This window comes from Paenibacillus algorifonticola (assembly GCF_050481745.1).
In the GTDB taxonomy this organism is placed as follows: Bacteria; Bacillota; Bacilli; order Paenibacillales; family Paenibacillaceae; genus Pristimantibacillus; species Pristimantibacillus algorifonticola_A.
This window is the reverse complement of sequence record NZ_JBCNGR010000034.1, coordinates 1-2,509: the sequence shown is the minus strand read 5'-3', so window position 1 is coordinate 2,509 and position 2,509 is coordinate 1. Positions and strand designations below refer to the sequence as shown.

General features: G+C 40.6%; 3 protein-coding genes and 1 pseudogene. All 4 read right to left on the bottom strand.

Translation table 11 applies throughout. From position 1 onward, the window contains the following. Positions 1 to 314 (bottom strand): annotated as a pseudogene (locus tag ABEW34_RS24480) (hypothetical protein); the annotation flags it as partial. A 60-nt stretch (positions 315 to 374) separates the two neighbouring features. Further along, on the bottom strand, positions 375 to 515 hold the full coding sequence (locus ABEW34_RS24475) for a hypothetical protein (RefSeq protein WP_430162204.1): 141 nt from the start codon (positions 513 to 515) through the stop codon (positions 375 to 377). A 591-nt stretch (positions 516 to 1,106) separates the two neighbouring features. Continuing rightward, on the bottom strand, positions 1,107 to 1,523 hold the full coding sequence (locus ABEW34_RS24470) for an SUKH-3 domain-containing protein (RefSeq protein ID WP_430162202.1): 417 nt from the start codon (positions 1,521 to 1,523) through the stop codon (positions 1,107 to 1,109). An 11-nt stretch (positions 1,524 to 1,534) separates the two neighbouring features. Beyond that, positions 1,535 to 2,509 (bottom strand): hypothetical protein (locus ABEW34_RS24465; protein ID WP_430162200.1); only part of this gene is annotated, 975 nt, incomplete at its 5' end.

Genomic DNA, 2,509 nt, shown 5'->3' with positions numbered 1-2,509 from the left:
GTTCCTGCAATGGCTGCTCCAGCTAGCACTGCGCCGACAACGACCGCTCCCGCTCCTAGTGTCGCTACCGTGAAGGCCGCTGCTACCGCAACTACCGCGACGACCGCCAATCCTGCCAGCACATTCCTCGCTAGTTTCCCCCAACTAAACGGCGGTTTTTCCGGAGGTTTCAGCTCAATATATGCCCGAATTTTAAAGCGATCACCCAGACGATAAAACGTCTTGGATTGTATTTCATAGCCGAAAAAATCCGTATCATGCAGGCCCGCTGCTTCTCCGCCTGCTTTTTGAAATGCCGCCAAATCTTTACTCACCGTATACGATGCTCCATCAGGCAGCTTATGCTCTCTCCCCTCCGGCATGCCAATAAACAGCTATGGCGTTTCTTCCAATATGTCACAGATGACAACCGACTGGAACTGGCTAGCTAGACGTATCGTCAACTCCCAATTCGTCTCCTCATATTGAATGACGGGTTCAGATGGTTTTTCTTTTTCTCTTTGTTGAAGTAACATATCCCCACCTGGATACGCACGCAGTCGGTAGTTATGATCTTCTCGTACGTCTGGCTCGTATCCTGAAAAGATCGCCTCCGCTTCTTCAGATCGCTGTAGATACTTCCCGATACCACCTCGATCTCGACCGTGTACACCCCATTGCGATGCACCGTCTGCACAGATGTGACGCCACCCTTGAACAGGGGCTTCCGTTTACCCTCTTCTTCGTCGTACAACGCGATTTTATCCTGCCATACCGCTTCCAGTGTGGCATTCGTCCGCAGCTCTTCCTCAATGATCCCGCTAATCCGGATTGTTATGCAAAAAAGGCTAGCTCCAATATTGTTGCCTGCTGGAGTTAGCCTTCAAGATCATTCATTATTTAGTTTAAACAATGTGCTGTTGTTCTATCAAAAATTATCTTAATCTTTAACTTATAGATCGACATCAAAAGCTTTATAACATACAATCGCACTAACAAATCATCCCCATTAAACCAGCAATTCGTTCGGATTTCTCTCTCATATTACAATCCGTCATAAAAAATCCCTTTCTTAACTTTCTAGTCATTTGAACGGATTAGGTTTATACAACGCTAGTGAGACAAAATCATTCCCATTCCTGTCCTCCATTTCCGCTTATTAAATTTTCCCAAGCTTCTAATGGACTATCTCCCAATTTTCCAGTACTACAATATACTTTTCCGGTTTCTGAAACAAATAATATTAAATATCCACTATCAATCTTCCCCACAGGAACCAAGTTTTCTTGAGCATACTTTTCCTCGGACTTAAAACTCCCATATGAATAATAATCTGTAAATATTAGGCTAGTATCATGAATCTCTTCATTTTCTTTATCCTCGATTATTAAGTTCCCAAATTCCATCAAAAAAAGCTTTACTTCTTCAAAAACAAAATAACCTAATTTCTTTAAATTTTCTTCAATTTCTCTAATATCAATACTCCTACCTTCAAACCATCCCGCGTTCTCCAAAGTAACCAATGTCTTTCTACTTATACTCAAAATACTTCCCCCTAATCCATTGATTTCATAAAATCACCGAATGTCACCTTGCAATTCTTACAAAACGCTTTAACCAATCCAGTCTCCACATCAACTGATCTTAATACTATATTCTCAATTTTCGCACCTTGTAATATAGCGTCACGGACTGCCCAAATTTCTGCACAATTTTCCACAAGCCAGTTATTTTGCATACTTGGCTCGCTCTCATTATTTTTAAAATATTTACCCTTAGATGCTGCAAAGTCCTTAGTTTTTTGAATTAATGCTCTTAGTTTTTCCATTTCAGATTTAATAGAATTTATATCTTTCCCTTTAAAATAAGAAGGATTTTTAGCTATAAGATCATCAATGTATTCATCAGTTAAAGTTTTTCTATAAAAATCCACGTATTCATGTGTCGAACTAAACATTTTACTGTCAATACTTGGGTTGTTTTGATAAATTCCACTTGATCCAAATCCAACCCTTGATATATTAGTAGCATCAACTGCTACACTAGTTACTGAAGGTTTAAAATCCGGACCATACTTACTACCATTTTTTATTGCATTTGTATAATCATCTAACAATTTTGGCGCTACAGCAACAGCTTCAGCCTCACCCTTCAAACGATCCGCCAATTCCTTCTTACCAACCTCGGATTCGCTAAAGAAATCCTTATGATGCTGTGACGGACTGGAAGGTACAGAATCAGGACTTTCATGAAGTTTAACATTTCCTCCATAACCTGCGGGAACAAGATCATCCCCCACCTTCTTAATCGTCAAAGCATTCTGAAGCTTTTTCCAGCCTGTAGTTGCTGCATCCTTTATATCCAATGCATCACGTATCAGTTTCGCTTTAACCGCATCTGCCGCATTCCCAATCCAGCCCGTCATTTTATTCAGCGAATCACCAAATGCGTTGCCTAAGGTCTTCACGATTTTTGCATTTGCAATCTTGCTACCAATCGCTTTAGTGAGACGTGAATCCATTATACCACC

What these genes read in the sequence shown, in the direction of transcription:
- ABEW34_RS24475 (WP_430162204.1), bottom strand. Translation starts at nt 515, where the DNA reads ATGTTACTTCAACAAAGAGAAAAAGAAAAACCATCTGAACCCGTCATT.